Raw genomic sequence first — 21648 nt, 5'->3', positions numbered from 1 at the left:
TTACGCATACTTATTTAAGGCTCTTTTTGAGTTGCTTTGTTAGTAACCACACTAACTAAGGATTCTATATTTTTCAATACTCAATTGAATATTTTCTAAATATTTTTCACAAGATATTGATTTAAATGAAATTAAATTCTTTTCCATATTGAATACTCTGGTAGAAAGAACACCTCCAATCAGCTCTACTCTGACGAAGAAAACGAAGAATAGTATGAATATTCACCAAAACAACTATTTAGACCGTACCCAACCCATTAATTGACACTTTTCTCAATAAAGAGACAGCAACTCACGTTTGAGACAATTCATTCAAAACTATTATTAGAGCGGGGCAAAAAATAGTGATTAACAATGAAACTGCGTAACGGTAGTAATAAACAAGCTGTAGATTTCGACGATACGGCACTATACCCGTTGATCGGCAATAGTGCCTGTATCCAAGAACTTCGTACTGCAATACAAAAGTACGCTCAATGTGATGCTGAAGTCCTCATTCAGGGTGAAACTGGTGTTGGGAAAGGTCTTTGCGCTCGCCTTATTCATCAATTGTCGAACAGACACTCAGCACCTTTTGTGGAAGTCAACTGTGGAGCCATTCCAAGTGGTCTTATTGCATCCGAGCTTTTCGGCCATGAAAAAGGAGCATTTACAGGCGCAATCTCAGAGCGTATAGGTTTTATTCAAAAGGCACATAAAGGCACCCTATTTCTTGATGAAATTGGTGACATGCCACCAGACCTACAAATCCACCTCCTTCACTTTTTGGAGAGTAAACAAATCCATAAAGTCGGAGCGGATAAATTCATTGACGTGGACTGTAGGGTCATTGCAGCAAGCCACGTGGATTTGAAAAATGAAGTCGTACAAGGAGGATTTCGTGAAGATCTATTCTATCGGCTTAATATATTGCCATTAACTATCCCTCCACTGAGAAAGCGTGGAAAAGACATTATTATTTTATCTGAACACTTCCTAGCAGATCTGTCTCATGGTCAGGTACAAAAAATGTCTGATAAGGTAAAAGCCAAGCTCCTCAAACATCGTTGGCCAGGCAACGTAAGAGAACTGCGTAATGTCATCCAACGAGCAATTGTGATGTGTGAAGATCACACGCTTCTCGTCGCTGACTTGGGCCTTGATAACAATGAGAGGCAATTGCTCCCTTCTGTGGACCAAATTGATCTCGACTACCTACTGCAAGCTATCGAAGAAAATAAACACAATATGAGTGCGGCTGCACGTCACCTCGGCATTTCAAGAACAACGCTTTATCGATTAATAAAGAAATACAACTTAAATGTTTAAATACTGTATAGGTGTAACGTAACACTGTGTAACAGGTAACTCTTTAGATATCATTTAGTTAACTCTGCATCGCAACCATGCGTATTTTGCTGTATTAAAAATCAAAAGCTTAAAATGGGCATAGTCTTTGCTTAGAACTAAGAAGAAGATGGATTGCTTTTCCATTACAGCCCATCAAGGAGAGCTCGGTACACAAACAATTCGCTCTTAACACGAGACTTTTATCCCCAAAAACGCGATTGCCCCCCTCACCTAAGTCGCGTTAAAAAAAAGCTCCGCTAAATTAGCGGAGCTTCCCTCTGTAACGAATCTATTCAAAACAACTTACGCACTCTGGCAAGACGCTATTTTAGACTTTGAAAGCCATGACAAAATAGCGCAAACGATAACGAATGTTATCGACGCTGCAATGAACGAGAACGCAATTGAAGCAGTCATACCAAGGGCAATAAAGCCGACGCATGAAACAAGCGCGACTGATAATGCATAAGGTAACTGTGTTGATACGTGGTCAATGTGGTTACAACGTGCACCCGTCGATGACAAGATAGTCGTATCTGAGATTGGTGAACAATGGTCACCGAATACCGCACCAGCTAAAACCGCACTCAGCATCGGTAGCATTAGCGCTACGTCTGTTGCGCCAGCCATGTCTCCAGCGATTGGAAGCATGATGCCGAACGTACCCCATGAAGTACCTGTTGAGAACGCCATCAGGCCAGACAACAAGAATAGGATAACTGGGAGCCAATGAGGGTTGATATTGCCCTGCGCCATTGTCGAAAGGTAAGTACCAGTCTTCATATCACCGATAACAGAACCAATGGTCCAGGCAAATACTAAGATTAGAATCGCACCAAACATAGACTTAGCACCAATCCAAAGTGTACGTGCGATCTCAGCCATTGGTAGACCTTGCTTCACAACAGTAAACAGTGCAACTGCTAAGCCAAGCAAGCTACCGTAGATTAGTGATGTACCTACATCTGTATTTTCAAAAGCACCAAGAAGCGCAAACTCCTTACCATCAGCAGCCAATGCTTGGCCACCCGTGTAAAGCATTGAAGCGATAGTCGCGATAATCAGCGTCACGATAGGAAGTATCAAATCTGACACTTTACCCTTTTCACTTTCACGGATATCTAGCTCTTCGTTTAGGTCATGCGCTTCTTGCGAGTCATTTTCTTTGTCTTTATCAAAGCCACGACCTTGCGATGCAGAGATCTCATGCTCACGCATTTTACCAATATCAAGACCAAACCACGCAACAGCGAACACCATTAGCAGCGCAAAAACGGCGTAGAAGTTCATTGGAATAAGACGAACATATGCGCCAAGAGCCGAATACTCTGTGATCCCATGTGAGACTAAGATCCCGCCAATAATAGTAATAATGTAAGCACCCCAGCTAGAAGCAGGCATAATTACACACATTGGAGCAGCGGTTGAGTCTAGAATGTACGCAAGCTTAGCGCGAGACACATAAAAGCGATCGGTTACTGGGCGAGAGATCGCACCAACAGCAAGGCTATTAAAGTAATCATCGACAAAAATGAATACGCCTAAAAAGGCGGCAAGAAGTTTGGAGCCGCGTTTACTCTTAACTCGAGATTGTGCCCATTCAGCAAAAGCACGAGTACCGCCAGATAGCGTTAATAAAGCTGTTGTCATACCTAATAAGATTAGGAAGCCAACAATGCTCATATTCCAAGTGTTAATTCCGCCATCTTCAATAAAGACAGAAGAAACTTGAGAACTGACGTAACCTGCGGTGTCGCTGATAGACCAGCTATTAAGTAGCACCGCACCTAGCACGATACCTACACCCAGGGAAACTAATACACGTCGAGTCAAAATCGCCAAAGTCAAAGCGACAATAGGTGGCAATAATGAAACAGGAGAACTAGAAAAATCTATTAAATTCATGATCTTCAAAAACCAAAGTTTGGCTAGAGATCTACTGCAGACAAGTCACGTAGCATACGATACGTGCTCATGTTGAACTTAGCGACAGGGAAGCGAACACTCCACCCAACCCTACAGTAGCGCTCCATAGTTTAATGTGAATATATACTATGGCAGTGTTGTTCCTTTCAGATACAACCCCAGCAAGTAACTTTGATGAGTTACTTACTTCGGCAATCTTCGCCTTCCACTATTATTCATTGGCATCACCCCAATAATAGCTACTCTTCGAGACCGCGCCTCTACGGCAACAACAAACAATTAACCACTAACTGTACAAATTAACAACAAATTGTCTGCAATATTGCATCAGGTGGCAGCCATTGTACTTATGATGAGAGTCAATGCAACACATCAAACTAAATTAAACAAATAAATAGTGGCTGAGATAATTTATAAACCTTGCCTACTTCCATAAGTTTTGTGCAACTGAAATCACATCAATCATGTTATTTATGAAACATTATTACTACCTTAGAAATATCATGGTTTATCTTATATCAATAAATTAAGGATATATGACACACCATTAAAGATGGATGCTTCATATTTTTAAGTAATAACTCAAATTTTTTTATAAAAAACCAAGCTGTCACTCTCTCTATACAATAATGATTGTTGATTTTAGTTCTCATCTAATAATGATTTATTTCGAGTGTAATAATATTAATTGCTTTAAAAAATAGTCAAATTTAAACAAAATCTTGATTTAGCATTTGCACATAAGGAAAAGATAAAGTTAAATATAAGGACTCTTTGTTTATTTATAGATTGGCATTATTTAATCGTAACGATAAAAAGTGCCCAACACATTAACCTTTTAATAGGAATCGTTATGTCAGAGCTGACTAAAACCCTTCTAAATATCCGTAGCCTTCGTGCATTTTCTCGTGAGCTGACTCTAGAACAATTGGAAGAAGCTCTAGATAAACTCACTACTGTCGTAGATGAGCGTCGTGAAGCAGAAGAAGCAGAACGCGCAGCACAAGCAGAGCAAGAAGCTAAGCTTGCAGAGATTGCTGAGAAAATCGCTCAAGACGGTATTGACGTGGAAGCACTTATTACTGCGCTATCTGGCGAAACTAAGACGAAAGGCAAAGCGAAGCGCGCACCTCGCCCTGCTAAATACAAATACACAGATTCAAACGGTAATGAGAAAACTTGGACTGGCCAAGGTCGTACACCTTCGGCGATTCAAGAGCAACTTGATGCAGGTAAATCTCTGGATGAGTTCCTAATCTAGATCCGTGCTATTTTTAAAAGGCTCCCATAGGGAGCCTTTTTTATTTAAACCATTACAAATAAAAAAGGCACATTTCTTAATGCGCCTTTTACTTTAGTTACAGAATAGTTAATTAAACCGCTTCGTATTAACGTTCCCAGTATGCTTCTTCTAGGCTATCTTCTCGCTCAGGAAGTCCGCGCGACAATCGTGGTGAATGTTGCACGAGAACTTCGTAGCTCGCACGGTTTGCGTATTTGCAGACTTGAGAAAAAGAAGAGTAAGTTAAATACTCGTTACTGTGCTTGCTTGAATTAGGCACATTTTCTTTATGGTATTTATTTGCTGCCATATCATGAAGAACAGCAGATAACGCGGCATCACCTGCGCCATTTGTATTCTTAATTTTTTCTGGACCACCCATATATGGCGAGATATGCGAGTACACTTTTATTGGCGTCTCGCATGAGTCTTTTTTCGCCGGACGACTAAATTCATAACGATTAAATTCAGCAATTGACCCTGGAAGTAATGGCAAAGAAGTTTCGCGCTTCGCGCTATCTTCCGTATACCCAGCCATAAATAGACCTACAGGACCCGCCGTGCACAATACTAGATCAGCCCACTCCAATGTTTTATCAGACGCAGCAAGTGGATCAGATTCCCCCGTCAGTGCTTCTGCTTCATCTTCATTCATCGCAACGACTGAAACGTTATCTCGAATGAATTCTTGCCAATATTTAGGGTCATCTTGAATAACAAACTTTGTGCCTAAAGTCAGAACAACAGGCACATCATTCTTTTTCGCGTACTCAATCGCTTTCATTGTTGCTTCCGGCATTGGGTCGCCGTCTTTGCAACGTACTAGATATGACGTCAGTACAAGTGCTGATGCATTTTTAAAGATTTTCTCTGGAATGCTATCAGGATGGAGTTGGTTCATTTGCCCTTCGCTGATAGCAAAAGTACGTTCACCGTCTTCTGTGATAAGAGCAAAACAACGGCCAATTGCACCATCTACACCTTGTAGGTAGTTCAAGTCCATGCGGCTTGATGTATTACAAAGATAACGGTAACCGTAGCTGCCAATCTTAATATCCTGGCTCATCACTCCAAGTAGTGTGGAGCGGTCATCCGCTAGCACGGAGTAGTTATGTAGCGTGTTACCAATTGTACCGCCCGCATACTCATTGGTAATCAAGTTCTCTTCTTTCAGTTGCTGGTATAACTCTTCTGCTCTTTCGTCATCGATAACCAAAGAGTGACCTTTACTCAGACCGTACTTTTCAATCACATCCGTTGTAACTTTTGCTTCAATATCAACCAAGGTTTGGTCAATACCAATGATGTGAGTGCGCGTCATCTTCTTGCTTTCTTGTGCTTGGCTCACCAGCGGGTCACGAGCATGAACAGGAAAATAGTGCTTCGATTTGCGTTGTCCAGGAAATTTCATATTGTCAGTCTGAGTAAGGGGATGAAAAGGAGAGCGGATTCTATACCGCTAATAATAAAGCAGCAATAAAAGCGATTATAGCAAACGTTTGCTGACTACTTTTTTCTTTTAGGTGGCTTATTCACCTTCCATAAAGCTGAGATCTGGTAGTTGCTCAAGGTGCTCGCTATAACGCTTTAGGTTGAACTCACCTTCATTCTTCATCACATCAAAAATCTCAATTGACATCGCACATGCCATCATCGCAACCGCATCTTCACGTGGTGTGCCAGTCATCATTAAACGCATAAGGGTTTCTTTTACTTTAAGCGGGTTGCCATCTTCGAGCTGATTTTCAACAATTTCAATCAACTCACTTTCTTGCATAAATTGGTTTTCTTCTGTCATTTGATGTTTCCTCTTGGATTTTGGCCAACTATGCCATATATACCTCTTCTATACTTGCGAAATTACTCGTTCGAATCTTTTTTGAAGAAAAATTCAGCGAAACGAATTGTGATTTCGATCTCGGATCTGTCACCGGTCTGTGGATTCTGATAGAATCTGCATCCCGTTTATTTAAGTGGTGTTTAGTAATGTCTGATAACAGCCAAAAGAAAGTCATCGTCGGTATGTCCGGCGGCGTTGATTCATCTGTTTCCGCGTATCTTCTAAAGCAGCAAGGCTACCAAGTAGAAGGCCTTTTCATGAAGAACTGGGAAGAAGATGACAACGAAGAATATTGTACAGCGGCAGAAGATCTTGCTGACGCTCAGGCAGTATGTGACAAGCTAGGCATCCACCTACACACTATCAACTTTGCTGCCGAATACTGGGATAACGTATTTGAGTACTTCCTTGCTGAATACAAAGCTGGCCGTACTCCGAACCCTGACATTCTTTGTAACAAAGAAATCAAGTTCAAAGCATTCCTAGAATTCGCTGATGAAGTACTTGATGCTGATTACATTGCAATGGGCCACTATGTGCGTCGCTCTTTCCCAGAAAACGGTGAAAAACCACAAATGTTACGTGGTCTAGATGGCAACAAAGACCAGAGCTACTTCCTGTACACATTAAGCAACGAGCAAATCGCACGTAGCCTATTCCCTGTTGGTGACCTAGAGAAACCAGAAGTACGCCGCATTGCGGAAGAACAAGACCTAATTACTGCGAAGAAGAAAGATTCAACTGGTATTTGTTTCATCGGTGAACGCAAGTTTACGGAATTCCTAGGTCGCTACCTTCCAGCTCAGCCTGGTAATATCGAGACTCCAGAAGGCGAAGTGATTGGTCAACACCAAGGCCTGATGTACCACACACTTGGTCAGCGTAAAGGTCTACACATCGGTGGCCGTAAAGGCGGCGGTGGTAACGAGGACCCATGGTTCGTTGGTGAGAAAGATCTAGAACGTAACGTTTTGATTGCTGTTCAAGGTAAAGACCATCCAATGTTGAAATCAGAAGGTCTACTTGCATCACAACTTCACTGGGTAGATCGTGAGCCAATTCGCGATGTTATGAAGTGCACAGTGAAAACTCGTTACCGTCAGGAAGATATTCCTTGTACAATCATCCCTATCGATGATGAAAACATTAAAGTTATCTTTGACGAGCCACAAATTGCTGTAACTCCAGGTCAATCAGCAGTGTTCTACAAAGGTGACGTGTGCCTAGGTGGCGGCATCATCGAGCAACGCATTAAATATTCTCAAGCTTAGGAGTCGTTACGTGGCGAATACACTTTATGACCGTACTATCGCTTTTGCAGGTATCTGCCAAGCTGTTGCCTTAGTTCAACAGGTAGCGAGAAACGGACATTGTGATCAAGATGCCTTTGAAACGTCAATTAACGCCATTTTGAATACTAGCCCAGCGAACACCGTCGGTGTTTTCGGCCGCGAAGCCGACCTTAAGCTGGGTCTTGAATGCTTGGTGAAAGGGATTGATAGCACCCCATCGGGAAGTGAAGTCACTCGCTACATCATCAGCCTAATGGCATTAGAGCGCAAGCTATCGGGTCGTAACGATGCGATGTCACAACTTGGTGACCGCATTCAAATGGCTCAGCGTCAAACGGAACATTTTGAATTGCTAGATGATCAAATGATCAGCAACCTAGCAAGCATTTACTTGGATGTAGTCAGCCCTATTGGTCCTCGTATTCAAGTAACTGGTACTCCATCGGTACTGCAACAAACCTCTAACCAGCACAAAGTTCGTGCGCTGTTGTTATCTGGCATTCGTAGTGCAGTTCTTTGGCGTCAAGTTGGTGGTAAGCGTCGCCACCTAATCTTCGGGCGCAAGAAGATGGTAGAGCAAGCACAAATCCTTCTTGCTCGTCTGTAGTAAAATATCAAATAAGCAGCTCGCGTTTATCGCGAGCTCATTTTTTTCGACTAAAACAAATCTCGCGCAAACGTTTGCGCAATATTCGTGACAATTGCCACAGTTATTGGTATAAAGCTCACGAAATTTAGAAACCCAATTCAGGAGAACATCATGGAACTGTCAGCATTGACTGCTGTTTCACCAGTAGACGGCCGTTACGGAAGCAAGACAATTGCGTTACGCGAAATTTTCAGTGAATACGGTCTACTAAAGTACCGTACTATCGTTGAAATCCGCTGGCTACAAAAGCTTGCTGCTACTGCTGAAATTGCAGAAGTGCCAGCGTTTAGCGCAGAAGCAAACCAATTCCTAGACGACCTTGCTGCAAACTTCTCTGAAGAAGATGCACGCCGTATCAAAGAGATCGAGCGTACAACTAACCACGACGTAAAAGCGGTTGAGTACTTCCTAAAAGAGAAAGTAGCAGACGTTCCTGAACTGCACGCAGTAAACGAGTTCTTCCACTTCGCATGTACTTCTGAAGACATCAACAACACATCACACGCTCTAATGCTTAAAGAAGCGCGTGAGAACGTGATTCTTCCAGAAATCCGTAACCTAATCGACGCTATCAAAGCACTAGCAGTGGAATACCGCGACATTCCTCTTCTATCTCGTACACACGGTCAGCCTGCTTCTCCATCTACTATGGGTAAAGAAATGGCAAACGTGGCGTACCGTATGGAGCGTCAATTCAAGCAAATCGAAAACGTTGAGATCCTAGCGAAAATCAACGGTGCAGTAGGTAACTACAATGCACACCTTTCTGCTTACCCAGAGCTAGATTGGCACAAGTTCTCTGAAGAGTTCATCACAGAGTCTCTAGGCGTAACTTGGAACCCTTACACAACTCAAATCGAACCGCACGATTACATCGCTGAGCTGTTCGACGCTATCGCTCGTTTCAACACTATCCTGATTGACTTCGACCGTGACGTTTGGGGTTACATTGCACTAGGCCACTTCAAGCAAAAAACTATTGCAGGTGAGATCGGTTCTTCAACAATGCCTCACAAAGTTAACCCAATCGACTTTGAAAACTCAGAAGGTAACCTAGGTCTTGCGAACGCTGTATTCGGCCACCTAGCACAGAAACTGCCTATCTCTCGTTGGCAACGTGACCTAACTGACTCAACGGTTCTACGTAACCTTGGTGTTGGTGTTGGCTACGCTATCATCGCTTACACTTCTACGCTTAAAGGCATCAACAAGCTAGAAGTAAACCGTGAAGCGCTTCTTGCTGAACTAGACAAGAACTGGGAAGTACTAGCTGAGCCAGTACAAACAGTTATGCGTCGTTACGGCATCGAGAAGCCATACGAGAAGCTGAAAGAGCTAACTCGTGGTAAGCGTGTAGACGGCGAAGCAATGCGTAACTTCATCGACGGTCTTGAGCTTCCTGAGCACGAGAAAGCACGTCTGAAAGAGATGACGCCAGCGAACTATATCGGTCAAGCAATCGAGCTGACAGATAAGCTGTAATCCTCCTGTAACGACCAGATACCTAAAAGGTTGACGCGAAAGCGTCAACCTTTTTTAGTTAGGAGAGTTAGGTCGGGAGAAAATAATTTTAGTTATATGGCATGGATTATTAATTGAAGGTCAGCCCCATTTGTTATGGCTGCTTTTGGAAGAACAAGGTTATTGTTCCTACTTCCACACCAAACTTTTTTATTTTCGTTAGATTGAAAACGTGTCTGTCATCCTGACGATAAAGCCAATCATCAAAAGCAACCGTCACTGATGAATCCTCCATTTGTAGCTCAAAGTCATATTGCCACTGTAGCGCATTGCCCTGCTCTTCCCCTGTTGCTACACCTATAATATCGTCTGCCTTACCTTCATAACTACCGTCTTCTAATCTAGTGATAACCCAAATTCGCTGGTCCACCTCTCCGTCATCAAACACGAAGTCTTCCACCAGCGTCAGCGTATCACCTTCTACAGTACCCACTATATCGACTTCAAAGCGACGGGTTTGCTGTTCGGTATAATCTTGCACCATCCCCCACGCCTTTATGTCGCCTTCGAAATAACCGAATACGTCAAAAGTCGGTGTAGAAGAGCGGTAATTATCAATGTCTGCGGAACATGCCGAAAGAAAAACAGCTGCCACTAAAGTCGCTGATTTAAAAATTCGTTTAAGCACTATCTAACCTGCCCTATCAATTGTTTTCGGAGTTTCGGGAATTCTGTGTTGGGTGATAACCATATAGCTAAAAATGCATCGTTCATTCGTTCGTCTTCAATGATGCCAACGTTCTTTACTTGCACGTCCCCAACCTGCTTATAAAACAGCTGACCAGATTTTCCATCTGTTAGATAAGTAAGCTCGTCACCTTTTTGAATATCAGGAAACATACGATCGAGCTCGCTGATCCAAGTTTTTCGATATGAGTCAGTAAAACCCAATTTCGCCCACTGCTCATCCGTCACATCAAGCAGCTGTTGCTTACTGATGTCTCTCTTGTAATTAATTTCCAACGCAAGGGGATGTGGCGATACGTCATCGCTTACGATGAACTTTCCATCAGGCGCTTTTAATCTTGAGTGATAAATATCGAAGATGAACCAAGTAAGTTGGGCTTCTCCAACAGTTTTCCACCCCTTCCAATTCGCAATGTTGCTGGCAGCTTCGCTGTTTCCAACAGGTTGAGCTTGCAGAGCAAAAGAACCAGTTACTATTACCAACGCAAGCAACCTAGTCAGTCTCTGAGTTAAAACTCTCTTCAAGCTTTTCATTTCCGTACACCTTGAGTATCAAGAGCATCATGACGCACCATTCGACAAACAACATTGCCAGTGTAGCTCCAGTGCTAAATCCAAATTCAACGGCTTGGAGCTTATAGCCAGCAAAGTAGCTCGCTGTTCCTCCGAGTCCGCCTATTATTGATACGTAGGTTTTTGGGAAACGGTACAAAATTGACTTAAGTTGATAGGCATACCAAGAAAACAAAACCCACAAGCATAATAACCAGACTGGCAGCCATGGGGTTGGAAAGACAAATACCGAGAGTTGTTGATTGAGCGTATCAAGCACGAGCCCGCTCGTGACGATCACACCAATACTTTTGAGCGAAGATGCATCGCTTTTCAGACAGTATAGTAGGGTTGCCAAAGTAAGGAATAACGTCACCCATTGCCATTGATAGGTTCCAAGCACCGCTGCAAACCAGCAGAGTTGGAACCATGTCGAAGCAAGAAATACCTTCATAACGAACTACGGGCGTTGAAACGTCATGTGAACGGCACTGATCGTGCGAGCCAAAAAGCCACCTTCACAGTAGCTCAAATAGTAGCGCCACATACGCACAAAGCGGTCGTCGTAGCCAAATGAGCGCACTTCACCCTCTGCTCGATTAAAACGTAGGTGCCATTCATTCAGCGTCTTAGCGTAGTCCAAACCAATATCGAACAAGTCTCGCGTCACTAAGTCACTGTACTTTGTTGTAGCTTGGGTTAGTGAGGTTACCGACGGTAAAAAACCACCTGGGAAAATGTACTTCTGGATAAAGTCGACGTTGTTACTGTAGTAATCGTAACGCTGATCGGCAATCGTAATTGCTTGAATCGCCATCAAGCCACCGGACTTCAACAAAGACTCACAGACCTTAATGTACGAAGGCAGGAATTGTTTGCCCACAGCTTCAATCATTTCAATAGAAACGAGCTTGTCATAAGTGCCAGTTAAGTTACGGTAATCTTCTTTGAGTAGTGTGATTTTATCTTCTAAGCCACGCTCTTTGATTTTTTGCTCCGCGTACGCGTGTTGCTCTTCAGATATCGTTGTTGTGGTGACCTGACAGCCGTATTGTTCGGCCATGTAAATCGCCATAGCGCCCCACCCTGTGCCAATTTCAACAACATGATCAGTGGGCTTCAGCTCAAGTTGCTGACATAGACGATCCATTTTGTTGATTTGAGCCTGCTCTAGAGAGTCATCCGCATGATTGTAAAGCGCCGAAGAGTACAGCATATTGGTATCAAGGAACGCTTCGTATAGGTTGTTACCCAAGTCGTAATGCGCATGGATATTTTTACGTGAGTTCTCTTCAGAGTTTCTGTTTGACCAATGACTGAACTTGTACAGTATTTTAGTCAACCAACTGCCTTGCTCTTCGAGTTTATCTAGAGCACGCATGTTAAGGGCCATCAGTTTCATTAATGAGGTTAAATCGGGGCTATCCCACCACCCATCCATATAAGCCTCACCAGCAGCAATACTGCCGCCCTGCAAGATCCGTGAATAAAAGCCTGGATGTTTTACCTCTATAGTAGCGACAACAGGTTGACCACTGTACTCCCCATTTGGCGCACTAAAACGCTCGCTTCGCTCTGTCGTTTCCGTCTTAAAACTTTCAATAACTGTTAAACAGCCGATTTCCATTTTTTGCAGACATTGAAAAATAACTCCGCGAGCCGCTTTTTGCGTTGTCGTCAATTTACGCGGCAATGTCATAGAACTAGTATTTAACATGCAGAATTCTCCTTGTGCTTTTTATTTTTTTTGTCTGTTTTTTCAGTATCGGCTTCTATTTCTTCATGCGTTGAATATTTAGGATGAGAATAAAAAGGTGCGCCTTTCACCCAAAGTTTTAATGCGTGCCAATAAATACCAACCATTACTTTTACCGTTTGTATTGGTGTAACGATCAAACACCTCAATAAGGTTTTGCTTGAAAGTGGCTTGGCTTTCATAACCATGGTGGCATCAAAGTGTTTCTCTCCTTTGTGACATTCAAGATGAATATTCAACTTGTCTGTCAAAGGTTTAATTCTCCAGCGGTAGAGTTGGTCAATCGGGTTGAATGGTGAAACATGGAATGCTTTATCTTGTTCCCAACCAAACTTTTCTTCTTCTTTATCTGCTGACACCACGTAGTAATGTCGTTCATTCCAAGGAGTGTTACTCACCTCTGCGAGGAGATACTTCCATTCTCCTTCCGTGTTATAAACGTAGTAGAAATTAACGGGACTGAAATAAAGTCCTAGATAACGCAAGTGACAGACTGCGATTACCTTGCCGGTACAGCGAACACCTGTCAGTTCTTCAATTTTGCTGTGCACTGCCGACTTGACGCTACCTTCACCAATGTAATCACTGCGCTTGAAGCGAGCCCAATGCCACCAACGCGAACCAAAACCCCATACTTTTTTCTCTAAAGCATCGAGCTCGTCTACATCGATGGCGGGCATAAATAAAGAGTAGTTCAACTCATGATTCACCGGCGTGAATCGACGGTGACGAACGTTGCCTATAAACAATCGGCTGTTCATTTGGCTATCCATATCACGCTGCGCCTTTTTCGAAAGGAACTACATTTTGTTCGCGGTACTTTTCTTCTAGTTCTTTCACAACATCAAGCGCGCTACGCACGCCATCTTCATGAAAACCGTTGTACCAATAAGCGCCACAGAACCAGGTACTTTGTTTGCCCTGTATCTCGTCTTTGCGCTGCTGCGCTGCAATAGACTCAGTGGTGAATACTGGATGATGATAAGTGAACGAACGCAAGACTTTATTTGAGTTAATTTGCTCAGTACTGTTCAACGTTACACAAAACGTATGTTCTGATTGAATATGCTGAAGAATGTTCATGTTATAAGTGAGCGAAGGGAGGCGTTGCTGTTCCTCTTCACTGCCTTCCAATAGGTAGTTCCATGATGCCCATGCTGCCTTACGTTTTGGTAGTACGGCAGAGTCGGTATGAAGAACAACTTCATTTGCTTGGTATGTCATATCCCCCAAGATTTCCTGCTCAATTGGGCTGATATCCTCTAGCATTCTCATTGCTTGATCACTGTGACAAGCAAAGATAACGTCATCAAACCAATGCGTTTCTCCGCGAACTTGAACGCCAACCCCTTTTTCGTTGCGAACCACTTTTTCGACAGGACTATTAAGACGAATATTCTCGACAAAGCCTTTAGTCAATGGTGGAATGTATGAACGTGAACCACCTTTAATCACATACCATTGTGGCCGGTTAGTCACATCTAGCAGACCGTGGTTGAGGAAGAAACGTAAGAAGAACATAAGAGGGAATGCGCGCATGTCAGCTAAAGTCGACGACCAAATCGCAGCACCCATCGGTAAAATGTAGTTATCGGTAAAGAAAGCACTGAATTTGTGTTCGTCAAGGAACTCACCTAACGTCTGAGAGTGCGTGGACTGCTCGCTAGCGAAGCGCTTGGCAAGTTTATTGAAACGAAGTATCTCGAAGATAAATCGATAAAATTTAGGGTTTGCCCAGTTACGTTTTTGAGCAAACAATGTCGACACTGTGTGGCCGTTGTACTCTAGTCCGTTCCCATCATTTCTGACACTGAAGCTCATTTGAGTCGGCAGACCTTCAACGCCAATCTCGCTCATCATTTTAATGAAATTAGGGTACGTACGGTCGTTATAGACGATGAACCCAGTATCTATCGCGTATTCTTTACCATCAAGGCTCACATCAACGGTTGCAGTATGGCCACCGATGTAATCGTTCGCTTCAAACAGCGTTACATCATGTTCTTTATGCAAGTAATAACCACAAGTAAGGCCAGAGATTCCCGTTCCCACAATCGCTATCTTCTTTCTTCCTGCTGTTTTCATTTTTATTCCTTCTTATGATACGAGTTTAGCAGTTAGGCGAGCTTGCCAACTGTATGGAAGTAACGAGATAAAACGTAAAATACTGGTAAATCTCGCTGGGAAATAGATATAGGTCTTGTTGGCGGCTAACTGCTTCCTGATAGAGTCCGACGCTTGCTGAGTAGAAATGATCATTGGCATTTCGAAGTCGTTTTTGTCAGTCAACGGCGTTTCAACAAAACCAGGAAACACCGTTACCACTTTGATCCCTTTCTTTTTCAAGTCGACGGCGAGCGTGCGTGCAAAATAACTGACTGCCGCTTTGGATGCGCCGTAAGCTTCTGCACGAGGCAGTGCCACTTCTGATGCGATAGAGCCAACAATAACAATGCGGTGCCCTCTCTCTAAATGTACTTGGCAGCCTTCAACGCAGTTGGCAACACCGACAACATTTACGTTCATCACACGCGCCATGAGTTTCGCGTCGACCACTCCCTCATCCATGTACTCACAATCGCCTGCGTTAAAAACCCATGTGTTTGGCGTAAAGGGCAAGTTAGAGAGCGCCTGCTGAGTTTCCTCATAATTTGTCACATCAAACTGCAATGTATGAATTTTGGAAGAAACTGCCTCCAGTTCTGCAAGAACATCTTGATTCCGACCACAAGCAATCACATTCCATTCTGAGTTCGCGTAATCTAGGGCAAGCTGTCTTCCTATTCCGGAGGTGGCGCCTGTGATTAAGATGGTGTTGTTCATTGTCCTAACCTCTGCTTGATGGTTTTAACGACTGAACCAAGTAACGGTAAATGCTCATAGAGCATCTCTCCGAGATCAAAATAGTCTCGGTGATAAATGACCTGACCTTCGCTAAATTTGAGGTGCGAAACACCATTGACGAGAATAGGCGCACCCTTCTGAAGTTTGGGATGCTGAAGGTCCATTGTCCAAGTTAGGAAGCCTGTATCTCCAACTTGTTGATGCTCATGGATTACAAAATCACAACTGATGACGTTGGCATATAATGAGGTGAAATAATCCGAAAGTGCTGGCCATCCTTCTAAACGATGCGCTGCGTCCTCAAATACTACATCTTGGTGATATATATCCTTAAGCAGATGTAAGTTCGCTTTGTTGAGCTTTTGATAGATATTGCCAACAGACTGTATGTCCATTTTTTACTCCTACACGCCCATTAAGTTGTACAAAATTATTATATGTACAAGATAGTTCATTCCACCAAAGTTGTACAAAAATAATTTTGTATAACTTTATTTCTGTAAGTAGTACGTGATGAAGTTCGCACGCGATCAATCGGCGAAAAAAAAGGCTTGGTCAAAACCAAGCCTTTTCAGCAGATTAACAATTATTTAAGTAGGAACAATTAGTATTGCTGGCCTCGCAACGCTGCAATACGTTTATCTAGCGGAGGGTGGCTCATTAGTAGCTCAGTCAGCGACTGCTTGCCATTGATACCAAACGCCATCATGGTGCCATCCAGTTGAGATTCATGACTCACCTTCAAACGCTCTAGAGCCGCAATCATTTTTTCTTTGCCAACGAGGCGCGCAGCACCTGCGTCCGCGTGGAATTCGCGATGACGGCTATACCACATAGTCAAGAAGCTAGCTAGGAAACCAAATACCAGTTCAAGCACCATGGATACGCCAAAGTAAACCATCATGTTTGTACCTTGGCCTTCTTCATCATCGTTCGATGCCACGATATTGGCAATAAAGCGTGATAGGAAGATAACAAACGTGTTCACGACACCTTGCATCAACGTCATCGTGACCATATCACCATTTGCAATATGGCTCACTTCGTGTGCAAGTACTGCCTCTGCCTCATCACGAGTCATATTGTGTAAAAGACCAGTAGAAACTGCGACAAGAGAGTCATCTCGTTTTGCACCTGTCGCAAATGCATTGATATCTGGTGAATCATAAATAGCCACCGTTGGCATACCAATACCCACTTGTTGAGCTTGACGACCCACAGTTTCGACTAACCAATGCTCCGTTTCGTTGCGCGGGCTTTCAATGACCATACCACCAACCGAGCGTAGCGCCATACCCTTTGACATCATCAACGAAATAAATGCGCCACCAAAACCAAATACAGCAGCCATTACAAGTAAACCTGACAGACTGCCTGGTTGCATTCCAGTTACAGCGTAAACAATATTCAGAACAACACTAAGCACTAGCACGACAGCTAGGTTAGTTGCTAGGAATAACATAATTCGCTTCATTACTTTTCTCCGAGGAAGCTTATCGTTTTTTTAAAACGGATTGTTATAAGGAACAAATGGTAATCGCTATAAAAGCCAATTCCGTTGATTTTCATGTTCCGTGCGTTATAGATATAGTCTATCCGCGATAAAAACAAGGTTAAGCAATAAATTGCAACATTTGTTTTCGAGACTGAAATATTTGATTCAAGCGATTTCAAAACATGCTTTGGTAGGAGCTGGAACCTCCGTTCATATACATTTATCAAAATGATGAAATAAGCTCTGACCTACCCATCATCTATTGATAGATGATCTTGGTGTTAAATCTATCACCTCTTAGCAACTTAGCTAGAAATTTTTTAATAGACCAAAAACAGTACGTTAGCTCTGCTATAGACTTTGGTCTTATTGTGCGGCTACATGGACATGCTAAATTCGAATGAGATGAACAAAACAGAGCCACTCTAAGTACATTGCAAAAAGTGCATTGGGTGAGTTCAAAAACTCCATGTATTGAGGGAAAAACCATGGTAGAAACTAACGACTATCAAATGGCTATTGATTTACTACGTTGTCACCTAGGCATCTCAGAGGACGAGGCAAAGCAACAACTTGGTATTTCAACCGATCATCATATGTCTCAGCGTGTTGCAGAAACACAACAAGCATTGATGGGGCTCAGCCAAGATAAGTAATCTGACTTTTTAGGTTACACCAACAAGAAAGGGCTGCATTGCGCAGCCCTTTGGGTTTTTTAGTCTTTTATCCTAAACACCATTAGTCAGTGTTTAGCAACGGCTCTACATTAATGTACTTGCCTAGCTCTTTGCGTTTAGCACTTGGAATATATGGAATTTCCCCAAGCTTAGGTGCATCGATACGTGCTTCTAGCATCTCGATAATGTCAGCGTAGTGCTCTGTGCCTGGGTTGACGCGGTTTGCCACCCAGCCAACAAGATTCAAACCATCCGCTTTAATACTCTCCGCTGTGAGTAAAGCGTGGCTCAAACAGCCTAATTTAATGCCAACCACCAGTACAACAGGTAACTGCTCTTCTTTTACCCATGTAGATAAACAGTCCGTATCGGATACTGGCACACGCCAACCTCCAGCACCTTCAACGAGAACAACATCGGCTTGCTGCTTATGTTGAGCCAGTTTTTGACTCAGAACATCGTAACTTATTTCGACATGTTCATGCTTCGCTGCAATGTGGGGAGAAGCAGGCAACTCTAAAGCGTATGGGTTCACATCATCATAGGCCACATCGAGTGTTGCGGCGTCTTGTAAGTGTAAAGCATCAGAGTTACGCCATCCCGCTTCAGTCTTGTCACTCCCTGCTGCCACTGGCTTATAACCAATAGTGTTTAGTCCTTTTGCTGCGATCGCTTGCAAAATGGCTTTAGACGCTACCGTCTTTCCAACATCAGTATCCGTACCAGCAATAAAAAAAGCATCAATCATAGATGTATTACTCCAAAACAAACCTGATAACTTGCAGGTAGAAGACCTTGATCGTTTTTAAACGCTTGGTACGCATGCTCAACTTTTAACAAAGTCTCGCGACTAGTTAAACCGTGTGAGCGCCCGCTTACGTGATTTGCACCTATACCTTTGAGGTCACGCATAACTGAAAATGCAGAGTCGTACCAAACTGTGATGGTGGTCAAGTCTAGTTGATGGCTGTCACATCGAGATTGCGCTAACGCAATTTTTACCTGATTGAGCGTTAGAAAGTTATTGACGTGTTGATATGCATCAATTTTTTCCCATGATGCACGCAGCTCATACAGTGATCCATCAACCAGTGTAGAGAACCACGCTTTCCCACCATTTTTTAGCACGCGGCGCACTTCTTTTAGTGGGTAACTTAAATCTGTACACCATTGCAGCGCTAAACTTGAAAACACGTAATCGAAGCTATCATCGTCAAATGGTAAGTTTTCAGCATCAGCAACTTGGTAATGCATTCGTACTGCACCACAACGCTGCTCTGCTTTATCTAACATGGCTTGAGAGATATCGCCACAGACTACTTCCGCACCACGTTGTTGAAGTAGTTGGGAGAAATAACCCGTGCCACAACCTAAATCCAACACACGTTTTCCCGTCAAGTTTTCAGGAAGTTTATCAAGCAGCTGATGCCCGACATCACGTTGAAAAGCCGCGTGTTTGTCGTACGTTTCTGCTGCTTTACCAAACGAAGAGGCAATCGCGTCTTTATCTTGATGGAAACTCTCTAACGCGAGCGTTTGCGCTAATGCGGTAGTTGCATTATCCATTACAGCGCTCCTAATGCTTGCTTCAATGCCATTGAAAGCGTTTTAACTTGTTCGTTGGTGTGATTGGCAGTGAGTGTGATTCGAAGACGAGACGTCCCTTTAGGCACCGTCGGTGGTCGAATAGCGGTAACCCAAATACCGTTTTGGCGACAAGCACCTGCTACTCGCAAAGCCAATTCAGATTCACCAATCAAAAAGGGCTTAATCGAAGTTTGAGTCTCAACAAACCCCTCAAGGTCGCTAAGACTATCTCGATACACTTCACTAAGCTCAGAGAGCTTTTCACGTCGCCAAGACTGCTCTTGAACCATCGAGACTGCATGAGTCAACGCATACGCTTGTGCTGGTGGTATCGCCGTGGAATACACATGGTGACGAGCAAACTGAGTTAAAAAGTCCCCCGTTGCGTGGTCACATAAAATAGCCGCGCCAGACATACCAAACGCTTTACCGAAGGTAACGACCAATAACTCAGGCTTAACCGCGGCAAGCTCGCAAGAGCCACCACCGGATTGACCAAGAACGCCAATACCATGAGCGTCATCGACAGCAAACCAAGCATCATGACTGCGAGTGACTTCAGCTATATCGCTGAGCGGCGCACAGTCACCGTCCATGCTGAATACTCCTTCAGTCACAACTAGATGGTTGCCTTCGCTATTCAACAGCGATTTTAGATGCTCGATGTCATTGTGCTTGAAACGCTTCATCTTAGCTGGTGACAACGCCCCCGCTTCCATCAATGAAGCATGATTCAAACGGTCTTGGATCAATACATCTGACTTTTCTAACAAGGTGAACAACAAGGCTTGATTAGCACTGAATCCAGAACCAAACAGAATTGCTCTGTCGTAGCCCAACCATTCAGTTAGTGCGGCTTCTAAATTGCTGTGTGCTGCACTAAAGCCAGTGACCATTGGCGATGCTCCACTGCCACTGCCGTATACGCTTAAACCTTGCTGCCAAGCCCGAACAAGCGCTTGGTCATTGGCTAAGCCCAAATAATCATTACTTGAGAAGTTGATGTAGCGTCTGCCTTCGTGTTCCAAAACGGACTGGTTACCGGCAAACACCACATTCATAGAACGATTCAACCCTTGCGTTTTACGCTCAGCAAGGGCGGACTCGATACGAGATTTAAACGCTGGCATCGTAGAAAAGGTCGTCTTTTGTCGGACGGGCAGCAACGCGCTCTACGACGCGATCGAGTAACTCGTTTTCTTCGATTTCATCAGGCTTTTGAGACACCTCTTGACTGTTAATGCCGAGCTTATTGAACAGCATCATGTCTTTGTCTTCAGAAGGGTTTGGCGTTGTCAGAAGCTTGCAGCCGTAGAAGACGGAGTTTGCACCCGCCATAAAACACAGCGCTTGCATTTGTTCGTTCATGTTTTCACGGCCAGCGGATAAACGAACGGCTGATTGAGGCATCATGATTCGTGCAATCGCAATCAGGCGAATGAAATCGAAAGGCTCAACATCATCCACTTCTTCCAGTGGTGTCCCCTTTACCTTCACGAGCATGTTGATTGGAACGCTTTCAGGGTGTACCGGCAAGTTAGCCAATTCAACCAACAAACCTGCTCGGTCGTTAGCACTTTCACCCATACCGATGATGCCACCGGAACAGATCTTCATGCCAGCATCACGAACATGAGACAAAGTATCTAAACGGTCTTGATAAGTACGTGTGGTAATGATGTTGCCGTAAAATTCAGGAGACGTATCTAGGTTGTGGTTGTAGTAATCCAAACCTGCGGTTGCCAGTTGTTTTGCTTGATCTGGCGTCAACATGCCTAATGTCATACACGTTTCTAAACCCATGCTCTTCACGCCTTTGATCATGTCGGTCAAATGCGGCATGTCACGCTCTTTTGGATTTTTCCATGCTGCGCCCATACAGAATCGAGTAGAACCAGCATTTTTGGCTTTTTGCGCAGCATCGAGTACGCGTTCTACTTCCATCAGACGCTCTTTCTCGATGTCTGTGGTGTAACGAGCACTCTGAGGACAGTACTTACAATCTTCTGGACAAGCACCTGTCTTAATCGACAGAAGCGTGCTTACTTGAACATGGTTGGTTTGTTGATATTGACGATGTACAAGCTGCGCTTCGAATAGGAGATCCATGAATGGTTTTTCCATGAGATCGCGCACTTCAGCATGCGTCCAGTTATGACGAACTTCCACGTGTATTCCTTTAGTCACTTTTGTTGTTGTGTTGACAGTCTA

At 43.6% G+C, this 21648-nt stretch carries 22 protein-coding genes and 1 riboswitch; of the genes, 6 read left to right on the top strand and 16 right to left on the bottom strand.

All coding sequences use genetic code 11. The features are described 5' to 3' along the window. Positions 1-354 precede the first annotated feature (354 nt). Positions 355-1308, top strand: a complete 954-nt coding sequence (locus tag R7E42_RS09330) for a sigma-54 interaction domain-containing protein (RefSeq protein ID WP_005388056.1) — start codon at positions 355-357, stop codon at positions 1306-1308. A 324-nt stretch (positions 1309-1632) separates the two neighbouring features. On the opposite strand, the gene tet(35) is transcribed toward R7E42_RS09330, so the two are convergent. Then, complete coding sequence (tet(35), locus tag R7E42_RS09325) at positions 1633-3234, bottom strand: tetracycline efflux Na+/H+ antiporter family transporter Tet(35) (protein ID WP_005378182.1); 1602 nt, start codon at positions 3232-3234, stop codon at positions 1633-1635. Positions 3235-3343: 109 nt separating this feature from the next. Continuing rightward, positions 3344-3526, bottom strand: a riboswitch (Lysine riboswitch). 582 nt (positions 3527-4108) lie between these two features. Here tet(35) and R7E42_RS09320 point away from each other — a divergent pair. Next, a complete protein-coding gene (locus R7E42_RS09320) occupies positions 4109-4516 on the top strand; it encodes an H-NS family nucleoid-associated regulatory protein (protein WP_005378185.1) in 408 nt (135 codons plus the stop codon). A gap of 127 nt (positions 4517-4643) precedes the next feature. On the opposite strand, the gene R7E42_RS09315 is transcribed toward R7E42_RS09320, so the two are convergent. Further along, positions 4644-5948: an inosine/guanosine kinase gene (locus tag R7E42_RS09315; protein WP_005378187.1), complete on the bottom strand. Its 1305-nt coding sequence runs from the start codon at positions 5946-5948 to the stop codon at positions 4644-4646. Between the two features lie 117 nt (positions 5949-6065). Then, positions 6066-6335, bottom strand: coding sequence for a hypothetical protein (locus tag R7E42_RS09310; protein WP_005378190.1), 270 nt, complete (start codon positions 6333-6335; stop codon positions 6066-6068). Between the two features lie 188 nt (positions 6336-6523). On the opposite strand from R7E42_RS09310, the gene mnmA reads away from it, so the two are divergent. The 3 genes from mnmA (at position 6524) to purB (ending at position 9800) form a co-directional block, all read left to right on the top strand. After that, entirely contained in the window at positions 6524-7648 is a 1125-nt protein-coding gene (gene mnmA / locus R7E42_RS09305) for a tRNA 2-thiouridine(34) synthase MnmA (protein WP_005378192.1), read from the top strand. A 10-nt stretch (positions 7649-7658) separates the two neighbouring features. Continuing rightward, positions 7659-8276 carry a high frequency lysogenization protein HflD gene (gene hflD, locus R7E42_RS09300; RefSeq protein WP_318072595.1) on the top strand — a complete coding sequence of 206 codons (618 nt, stop codon included), beginning with the start codon at positions 7659-7661 and terminating at the stop codon, positions 8274-8276. A 153-nt stretch (positions 8277-8429) separates the two neighbouring features. Continuing rightward, positions 8430-9800, top strand: coding sequence for an adenylosuccinate lyase (purB, locus tag R7E42_RS09295; protein ID WP_031781168.1), 1371 nt, complete (start codon positions 8430-8432; stop codon positions 9798-9800). A 133-nt stretch (positions 9801-9933) separates the two neighbouring features. Here the strand turns inward: purB and R7E42_RS09290 are convergent, their stop codons facing one another. The 9 genes from R7E42_RS09290 to htpX all read right to left on the bottom strand — a co-directional run bounded on the left by R7E42_RS09290 (position 9934) and on the right by htpX (position 17152). Then, a complete protein-coding gene (locus tag R7E42_RS09290; RefSeq protein WP_005378200.1) occupies positions 9934-10467 on the bottom strand; it encodes a DUF3833 domain-containing protein in 534 nt (177 codons plus the stop codon). Further along, positions 10467-11060: a chalcone isomerase family protein gene (locus tag R7E42_RS09285; RefSeq protein WP_053349498.1), complete on the bottom strand. Its 594-nt coding sequence runs from the start codon at positions 11058-11060 to the stop codon at positions 10467-10469. The genes R7E42_RS09290 and R7E42_RS09285 overlap by 1 nt, the downstream gene beginning before the upstream one ends. After that, positions 11020-11532, bottom strand: coding sequence for a DUF2878 domain-containing protein (locus tag R7E42_RS09280; RefSeq protein ID WP_005388078.1), 513 nt, complete (start codon positions 11530-11532; stop codon positions 11020-11022). The genes R7E42_RS09285 and R7E42_RS09280 overlap by 41 nt, the downstream gene beginning before the upstream one ends. Positions 11533-11538: 6 nt before the next feature. Then, positions 11539-12795 carry an SAM-dependent methyltransferase gene (locus tag R7E42_RS09275; RefSeq protein ID WP_005388080.1) on the bottom strand — a complete coding sequence of 419 codons (1257 nt, stop codon included), beginning with the start codon at positions 12793-12795 and terminating at the stop codon, positions 11539-11541. Next, on the bottom strand, positions 12789-13607 hold the full coding sequence (locus R7E42_RS09270) for a DUF1365 domain-containing protein (protein ID WP_213912169.1): 819 nt from the start codon (positions 13605-13607) through the stop codon (positions 12789-12791). Before R7E42_RS09270 ends, R7E42_RS09275 begins: the two co-directional genes overlap by 7 nt. Before the next feature lies 1 nt (position 13608). Further along, positions 13609-14919: an NAD(P)/FAD-dependent oxidoreductase gene (locus tag R7E42_RS09265; RefSeq protein WP_151514671.1), complete on the bottom strand. Its 1311-nt coding sequence runs from the start codon at positions 14917-14919 to the stop codon at positions 13609-13611. A 12-nt stretch (positions 14920-14931) separates the two neighbouring features. Further along, the gene (locus R7E42_RS09260; RefSeq protein ID WP_047100788.1) at positions 14932-15657 is read right to left on the bottom strand and encodes an SDR family oxidoreductase; all 726 of its coding nucleotides are present in this window, start codon (positions 15655-15657) and stop codon (positions 14932-14934) included. Further along, positions 15654-16073 carry a nuclear transport factor 2 family protein gene (locus R7E42_RS09255; RefSeq protein WP_005378211.1) on the bottom strand — a complete coding sequence of 140 codons (420 nt, stop codon included), beginning with the start codon at positions 16071-16073 and terminating at the stop codon, positions 15654-15656. The genes R7E42_RS09260 and R7E42_RS09255 overlap by 4 nt, the downstream gene beginning before the upstream one ends. A gap of 209 nt (positions 16074-16282) precedes the next feature. After that, the gene (htpX, locus tag R7E42_RS09250; RefSeq protein ID WP_005388085.1) at positions 16283-17152 is read right to left on the bottom strand and encodes a protease HtpX; all 870 of its coding nucleotides are present in this window, start codon (positions 17150-17152) and stop codon (positions 16283-16285) included. Positions 17153-17625: 473 nt separating this feature from the next. Here htpX and R7E42_RS09245 point away from each other — a divergent pair, with 473 nt between their 5' ends. Beyond that, the gene (locus R7E42_RS09245) at positions 17626-17829 is read left to right on the top strand and encodes a hypothetical protein (protein ID WP_054575128.1); all 204 of its coding nucleotides are present in this window, start codon (positions 17626-17628) and stop codon (positions 17827-17829) included. Between the two features lie 82 nt (positions 17830-17911). On the opposite strand, the gene bioD is transcribed toward R7E42_RS09245, so the two are convergent. Genes bioD through bioB form a run of 4 tightly spaced genes read right to left on the bottom strand, consistent with a single transcriptional unit; the run spans position 17912 to position 21606 of the window. Beyond that, entirely contained in the window at positions 17912-18598 is a 687-nt protein-coding gene (gene bioD / locus R7E42_RS09240) for a dethiobiotin synthase (RefSeq protein WP_005378217.1), read from the bottom strand. Next, entirely contained in the window at positions 18595-19416 is an 822-nt protein-coding gene (bioC, locus tag R7E42_RS09235) for a malonyl-ACP O-methyltransferase BioC (RefSeq protein WP_005388087.1), read from the bottom strand. Before bioC ends, bioD begins: the two co-directional genes overlap by 4 nt. Beyond that, positions 19416-20567: an 8-amino-7-oxononanoate synthase gene (gene bioF, locus R7E42_RS09230; RefSeq protein ID WP_198556796.1), complete on the bottom strand. Its 1152-nt coding sequence runs from the start codon at positions 20565-20567 to the stop codon at positions 19416-19418. Before bioF ends, bioC begins: the two co-directional genes overlap by 1 nt. Continuing rightward, a complete protein-coding gene (gene bioB / locus R7E42_RS09225; protein ID WP_151514668.1) occupies positions 20554-21606 on the bottom strand; it encodes a biotin synthase BioB in 1053 nt (350 codons plus the stop codon). Before bioB ends, bioF begins: the two co-directional genes overlap by 14 nt. Positions 21607-21648: the final 42 nt, after the last annotated feature.

Source organism: Vibrio sp. Vb1337, assembly GCF_033338715.1.
Lineage (GTDB): Bacteria > Pseudomonadota > Gammaproteobacteria > Enterobacterales > Vibrionaceae > Vibrio > Vibrio alginolyticus.
The sequence above is the reverse complement of the archived record's forward strand: the minus strand, read 5'-3'. Positions and strand labels throughout refer to the sequence as shown.

What these genes read in the sequence shown, in the direction of transcription:
- R7E42_RS09330 (WP_005388056.1), top strand. Translation starts at nt 355, where the DNA reads ATGAAACTGCGTAACGGTAGTAATAAACAAGCTGTAGATTTCGACGAT.
- R7E42_RS09320 (WP_005378185.1), top strand. Translation starts at nt 4,109, where the DNA reads ATGTCAGAGCTGACTAAAACCCTTCTAAATATCCGTAGCCTTCGTGCA.
- R7E42_RS09315 (WP_005378187.1), bottom strand. Translation starts at nt 5,948, where the DNA reads ATGAAATTTCCTGGACAACGCAAATCGAAGCACTATTTTCCTGTTCAT.
- R7E42_RS09310 (WP_005378190.1), bottom strand. Translation starts at nt 6,335, where the DNA reads ATGACAGAAGAAAACCAATTTATGCAAGAAAGTGAGTTGATTGAAATT.
- mnmA (WP_005378192.1), top strand. Translation starts at nt 6,524, where the DNA reads ATGTCTGATAACAGCCAAAAGAAAGTCATCGTCGGTATGTCCGGCGGC.
- purB (WP_031781168.1), top strand. Translation starts at nt 8,430, where the DNA reads ATGGAACTGTCAGCATTGACTGCTGTTTCACCAGTAGACGGCCGTTAC.
- R7E42_RS09285 (WP_053349498.1), bottom strand. Translation starts at nt 11,060, where the DNA reads ATGAAAAGCTTGAAGAGAGTTTTAACTCAGAGACTGACTAGGTTGCTT.
- R7E42_RS09280 (WP_005388078.1), bottom strand. Translation starts at nt 11,532, where the DNA reads ATGAAGGTATTTCTTGCTTCGACATGGTTCCAACTCTGCTGGTTTGCA.
- R7E42_RS09275 (WP_005388080.1), bottom strand. Translation starts at nt 12,795, where the DNA reads ATGTTAAATACTAGTTCTATGACATTGCCGCGTAAATTGACGACAACG.
- R7E42_RS09270 (WP_213912169.1), bottom strand. Translation starts at nt 13,607, where the DNA reads ATGGATAGCCAAATGAACAGCCGATTGTTTATAGGCAACGTTCGTCAC.
- R7E42_RS09265 (WP_151514671.1), bottom strand. Translation starts at nt 14,919, where the DNA reads ATGAAAACAGCAGGAAGAAAGAAGATAGCGATTGTGGGAACGGGAATC.
- R7E42_RS09260 (WP_047100788.1), bottom strand. Translation starts at nt 15,657, where the DNA reads ATGAACAACACCATCTTAATCACAGGCGCCACCTCCGGAATAGGAAGA.
- R7E42_RS09255 (WP_005378211.1), bottom strand. Translation starts at nt 16,073, where the DNA reads ATGGACATACAGTCTGTTGGCAATATCTATCAAAAGCTCAACAAAGCG.
- htpX (WP_005388085.1), bottom strand. Translation starts at nt 17,152, where the DNA reads ATGAAGCGAATTATGTTATTCCTAGCAACTAACCTAGCTGTCGTGCTA.
- bioD (WP_005378217.1), bottom strand. Translation starts at nt 18,598, where the DNA reads ATGATTGATGCTTTTTTTATTGCTGGTACGGATACTGATGTTGGAAAG.
- bioC (WP_005388087.1), bottom strand. Translation starts at nt 19,416, where the DNA reads ATGGATAATGCAACTACCGCATTAGCGCAAACGCTCGCGTTAGAGAGT.
- bioF (WP_198556796.1), bottom strand. Translation starts at nt 20,567, where the DNA reads ATGCCAGCGTTTAAATCTCGTATCGAGTCCGCCCTTGCTGAGCGTAAA.